This window comes from Nocardiopsis sp. SBT366 (assembly GCF_001083815.1).
GTDB classification, from domain to species: domain Bacteria; phylum Actinomycetota; class Actinomycetes; order Streptosporangiales; family Streptosporangiaceae; genus Nocardiopsis; species Nocardiopsis prasina.
In genome coordinates this window covers 1-2,167 of the sequence record NZ_LAVM01000162.1, presented here as the reverse complement: position 1 = coordinate 2,167, position 2,167 = coordinate 1, and the positions used below count along the sequence as shown (strand labels likewise).

Genomic DNA, 2,167 nt, shown 5'->3' with positions numbered 1-2,167 from the left:
CACCCACCGCAGACCAACCCACCCCCCGCCATCAGCCACAATGGCCAACAACCCACACCACCCGAAGAAAGGGCACCCGGCTGCCATGGCCATCCCCAAAGCCGAACTCCACCTCCACATCGAAGGCACCCTGGAGCCCGAACTCGCCTTCCACCTCGCCGACCGCAACGGCATCACCCTGCCCCACACCGACATCCAGGCCCTGCGCGACGCCTACTCCTTCACCGACCTCCAGTCCTTCCTGAACCTCTACTACGAACTCATGGACGTCCTGCGCACCGAAGCCGACTTCCACGACCTCGCCGAGGCCTACCTCACCCGCGCCGCCACCCAGGGCGTCCGCCACGCCGAGATCTTCTTCGACCCCCAGGCCCACACCAACCGCGGCATCCCCCTGGACACCGTCATCAACGGCCTGGCCGCCGCCCTGGACACCAGCCTCGAACGCCACAACATCTCCACCAGCCTCATCCTGTGCTTCCTGCGCGACCGCCCCGCCAACGAAGCCATGGACACCCTCAACGCCGCCCGCCCCCACCTGCACCACATCAGCGCCGTCGGCCTGGACTCCGCCGAGGTCGGCAACCCACCCGAGAAGTTCACCGAGGTCTTCCAAGCCGCCGCCGAACTCGGACTGCGCCGCGTCGCCCACGCCGGAGAGGAAGGCCCCGCCGACTACATCTGGCAGGCCCTCAACCTCCTGGGCGCCGAACGCATCGACCACGGCATCCGCTGCCTGGACGACCCCACCCTGGTCACCCACCTGGCCACCACCCAGACCCCTCTCACCGTCTGCCCCTTCTCCAACGTGCGCCTGCGCGCCGTCGACACCCTCGCCGACCACCCCCTGCCCACCCTCATGGACGCCGGCCTGCTCGTCACCGTCAACTCCGACGACCCCTCCTACTTCGGCGGCTACGTCCACGACAACTACCTCGGCCTCCAGGAACACCTGGGCCTGGACCACGACCACCTGCGCACCCTGGCCCGCAACTCCTTCACCGCCTCCTTCCTGCCCGAGGAACGCCGCCAGGCCCTGCTCGCCGAAGTCGACGCCTACACCTTCTGACCCCACACAACGTCGAAGGGGCCTCGCGCACACGCGAGGCCCCTTCGACGTTCGACCGATCACCGCCAGGTCAACGACTGACCGTGCTCCCCCGTATAGGCCACCACCCGACCATCCACCGCCAACGTGAAGTCGTTCTCCACCGGCGGCCGCGCCCCCTCCCAGTCCGGGAAGACCCGCCACCCCTCGTTGGACACCCAGTGCCCCGGCAACCCGCCCATCAGCCGCTCCAGATCCGCGCGCCCACCCTCGGACAGGTAGGCCGCCACCGCACTGTGGAACACCACCAACGTCGCCCCCTCAGGCGCCCGCGCCGCCAGCTCCGGCAGAGCCTCCACCAGGTTCCCCGCCACCATCACCGGCGGATCGGCCGCCACCACCGACGCCGCCGCCCGCAACCGCTCCACCCGCTCGCGCCGGTGCTCCCCTGGCCAGACCAGCGACTCCAACCAGCGCGCGTCGCCCTCGTCCGCGGCGTCCAGCGGGTTCAGGTCCAACCCCGCCCGCCACACCACGTGCGGCACCCGCCCGGGCAGAGGCACCCCACCGCTGGTGCGGCACTCCAACAGCACCGGGCTCTCCCTCGGCCCCAGGGGAGCACCCCCGTCGTAGGAGTAGCGGTACCGGTCCGGGTACAGGCACAGCCCCGCCGAGGCCCCCACCTCGACCAGTGCCAACGGACCCTCCAGCCGCGCCAGGACCGGCAACAGCGTCGCGCACCGGCGCACCTCGTTGGTCTGGGTCATGCGCGCCATCACCACCCCGCGCACCCGTTCCCAGTGCTCCTCCACCCACACCCGGAACCCCTCCCAGGTCCCGGTCGGCCCACCCAGGTAGCGCACCGCCCCCAGCAGCAGGTTGGGTTGGCGATTGTTCCCCTCCGGCAGGCTCAGCACCAGGTCCTGTGTCCGCGCGTCCCGGGCCACCCCCAGGGCGATGCGCTCGTAGTCGGGCGAACCCCCACGCGCGTAGCTGCTCGCCAACCACCGGTACCGGTCGGCGACCCGTGCGCGCTCGGCCGCCGTGTCAGCACTCACCGTCACACCCTCCTCCACGAAGACACCAGGTGCGCGGCAACCTACCGCCCCCGGGTCAGCC

The 2,167-nt window shown here is 70.7% G+C and carries 2 protein-coding genes; one reads left to right on the top strand and one right to left on the bottom strand.

The window, feature by feature from the left end; translation table 11 throughout:
• Positions 1–85: 85 nt before the first annotated feature.
• Positions 86–1,069 carry an adenosine deaminase gene (locus tag ADX84_RS24990; protein WP_049579934.1) on the top strand — a complete coding sequence of 328 codons (984 nt, stop codon included), beginning with the start codon at positions 86–88 and terminating at the stop codon, positions 1,067–1,069.
• Positions 1,070–1,128: 59 nt separating this feature from the next.
• Here ADX84_RS24990 and ADX84_RS24985 read toward each other — a convergent pair whose 3' ends face one another.
• The gene (locus ADX84_RS24985; RefSeq protein WP_049579936.1) at positions 1,129–2,106 is read right to left on the bottom strand and encodes a DUF2332 domain-containing protein; all 978 of its coding nucleotides are present in this window, start codon (positions 2,104–2,106) and stop codon (positions 1,129–1,131) included.
• Between the last annotated feature and the right edge of the window lie 61 nt (positions 2,107–2,167).

What these genes read in the sequence shown, in the direction of transcription:
- ADX84_RS24990 (WP_049579934.1), top strand. Translation starts at nt 86, where the DNA reads ATGGCCATCCCCAAAGCCGAACTCCACCTCCACATCGAAGGCACCCTG.